The organism is Persicitalea sp. (assembly GCF_041751555.1).
In the GTDB taxonomy this organism is placed as follows: Bacteria; Bacteroidota; Bacteroidia; order Cytophagales; family Spirosomataceae; genus Persicitalea.
In genome coordinates this window covers 1-2,468 of the sequence record NZ_JBGSXF010000353.1, presented here as the reverse complement: position 1 = coordinate 2,468, position 2,468 = coordinate 1, and the positions used below count along the sequence as shown (strand labels likewise).

Below are 2,468 nucleotides of genomic sequence, written 5' to 3'. Positions count from 1 at the left end.
GCGGTACTCGTTCACATTAGTGACGACGGCAAGACGGGCAAAATCCTGGCTCTTGCCTGCGAAACCGAACCCGTTTCTAACGTGGAGGATTTTAAAAATCTGGCACAATCCATTTTGGATAAGGCGGTAGAGATGGACGCTACCGATAAGGAAGCGTTGCTTGCCGCCACGATGGCTGATGGTCGTCCCGTGTCGGAAAACATCGTGGAATTGACGGGCAAGCTTGGTGAGAAGCTCGACGTGGTGGCTTACGAAAGCATGACTTCCGAGGAAGTGGTCTCATACATTCACTCCAACGGCAAGCTGGGCGTACTCGTCGCCTTTGCCGGGGTGAACGGCACCGACGTGACCGAACTTGGTAAAGATGTGGCGATGCAAATCGCGGCCATGAAGCCCGTCGCCCTGGACAAGGACGGTGTGGACTCGGCAACGATCGAGCGCGAAATCGAGGTAGGTCGTGACCAGGCCCGCGCCGAAGGCAAGCCCGAAGCGATGCTTGAGAAAATCGCGATGGGCCGCCTGAATAAGTTCTATCGTGAGAATACGCTGTTGAACCAGGATTTTGTAAAGGATGGATCTATGACCATTCGTCAACTGCTGGAAAAGACTGCAAAGGGACTCGAGGTGAAAGATTTCAAGCGAGTAGCCATCGGCGGTATTTGATAGCCTGACTTTACAACCGTTTGATGTTTATTTTTGAAAAAAGCCCTGCATTCTCGTCAATGCAGGGCTTTTTTTGTTATTTCGGGTCGATTCTTGATCTAATTTTCAGAAAAAATACCTCCGATAGTTACCTTTCTCGTCAATGGAAGTCCTAAGCCCGCAAGCAAATTCGATAAAATTGCAAACTGATGAGGAACTTGTGCGGCTGTTTATTGTCACGCAGCGCAATCCCTACTTTGAGGAGTTGTACGAACGGTGCTCTAATAAAGTGTACCGTAAGTGCCTATCGTTCGTGAAAGACTAGGCAAAGGCGGAGGATTTCACCCACGATATTTTCCTTAAGCTGATTTTCAAGCTGGGTTCCTACCAGGAGAATGCCCGTTTTTCCACTTGGTTGTACTCTATTACCTACAACTATTGCATGGATCAGTTGCGGATCAATAAAAAACGGGCCGAAGTCTATGACGATGAAAAGCTGGAAGTCCCCGACGATACGGATCTGAATACGATGTTTGAGGAACCGGACGTGGAGGCCAAGCGACTGAATCGCGCAATGGAGCGACTGACTACGGAGGAAAAGAGCGTTTTGATGATGAAGTATCAGGACGAACTCAGCATTCGGGAAATCTCCGACATATTCAAAATCACTGAGAGCGCCACCAAGATGCGCTTGTTGCGTTCCCGTGAGAAGTTGCGAACCAAGTACCTGGAGACAGCCATTTTCCTGGGCCTGCTGGGGGCCAAATTGCTGGAACTGTTCAAGTATTTAAAATAAAAAGATATTACGGCATGAGCAACGATGTCTTCAAAGAAATGGAATCCGACGCTGAAGTACCCGCGTACTTGAAAAATGCCCTGGTGTCGGAGGTTGACTTCATTCGCGATACCATGCAGATCGTGGAATTATTTACCGACAGCCTATTCAGCACCGCTCTAATGTGCGTATCGGACATTGAAGAACCCTCCCAACCCTAGTCCATCATGCAACGCCTTCCTAATATCACCGAAATTCTGATCAATACCTTCAACACGCTCATCGAGCAATTCGTGGGGTTTGTACCGCGCCTAATTGGCTGTGCCATCATACTGCTGGTGGGCTATTTGGTAGCCCGGGCGGTAGCGGCACTGGTTAAGAAAGTGCTGAGTCGCGTGGGCTTCGACCGTATTGGAGAGAAATTGAACGAAATCAGTATCGTCAAGCAGCTGAAAACCGAGATCAAACTTAGTGAGATCGTCGCAACTGTACTTTATTACTTCATTTTGCTGGTTTTCCTGACGGCGGCCACCGAAACGCTGGGCATCGACGCCATCACCAACATGGTGGCTTCCATTGTCGAGTTCATCCCGCGTCTGGTCGCGGCAGCCATCATGTTGCAAGTCGGGATTATGCTGGCCGATGTCATCAAAAGTGCCGTGACCGCCCTATGCAAATCGTTCAATATTGCCTCGGCCAAACTGATCGGAAACATCGTCTTTATCTTTTTCCTGATCATCACTTTCATTAGTGCACTGGGGCAAATCGGGCTGGAAACTGCTCTGCTGGAATCCAGTTTCAACCTGATTCTCGGTGGAATCGTCGCGGCCTTCGCGCTGGGTTACGGTATCGCCTCACGGGACGTACTGGCCAACATGATCTCATCGATTTATAGCCGTAACAAATACAAGGAAGGACAAGTAGTGAAACTAGACGATGTACGCGGAACAATTACTCGCATCGACAACGTCTCGGTCACAATTCAAAGCGCCGATTCCACAACGGTAATTCCTTTGCAGCTCTTTCAATCGCGTAAAGTGGAAATTTTTAA

3 protein-coding genes and 1 pseudogene are annotated in these 2,468 nt (G+C 49.1%); all 4 read left to right on the top strand.

Going from position 1 to position 2,468, the window contains the following annotated elements:
• Nucleotides 1–663, top strand: a 663-nt coding sequence (tsf, locus tag ACEW8P_RS12805) for a translation elongation factor Ts (protein ID WP_373513469.1), incomplete at its 5' end; no start/stop codon positions are given.
• 319 nt (nt 664–982) lie between these two features.
• Nucleotides 983–1,438, top strand: a pseudogene (locus ACEW8P_RS12800) (RNA polymerase sigma factor); the annotation flags it as partial.
• 14 nt (nt 1,439–1,452) lie between these two features.
• The gene (locus ACEW8P_RS12795; protein WP_373513468.1) at nt 1,453–1,638 is read left to right on the top strand and encodes a hypothetical protein; all 186 of its coding nucleotides are present in this window, start codon (nt 1,453–1,455) and stop codon (nt 1,636–1,638) included.
• A 6-nt stretch (nt 1,639–1,644) separates the two neighbouring features.
• Nucleotides 1,645–2,468 (top strand): hypothetical protein (locus tag ACEW8P_RS12790; RefSeq protein WP_373513467.1); only part of this gene is annotated, 824 nt, incomplete at its 3' end.

What these genes read in the sequence shown, in the direction of transcription:
- ACEW8P_RS12795 (WP_373513468.1), top strand. Translation starts at nt 1,453, where the DNA reads ATGAGCAACGATGTCTTCAAAGAAATGGAATCCGACGCTGAAGTACCC.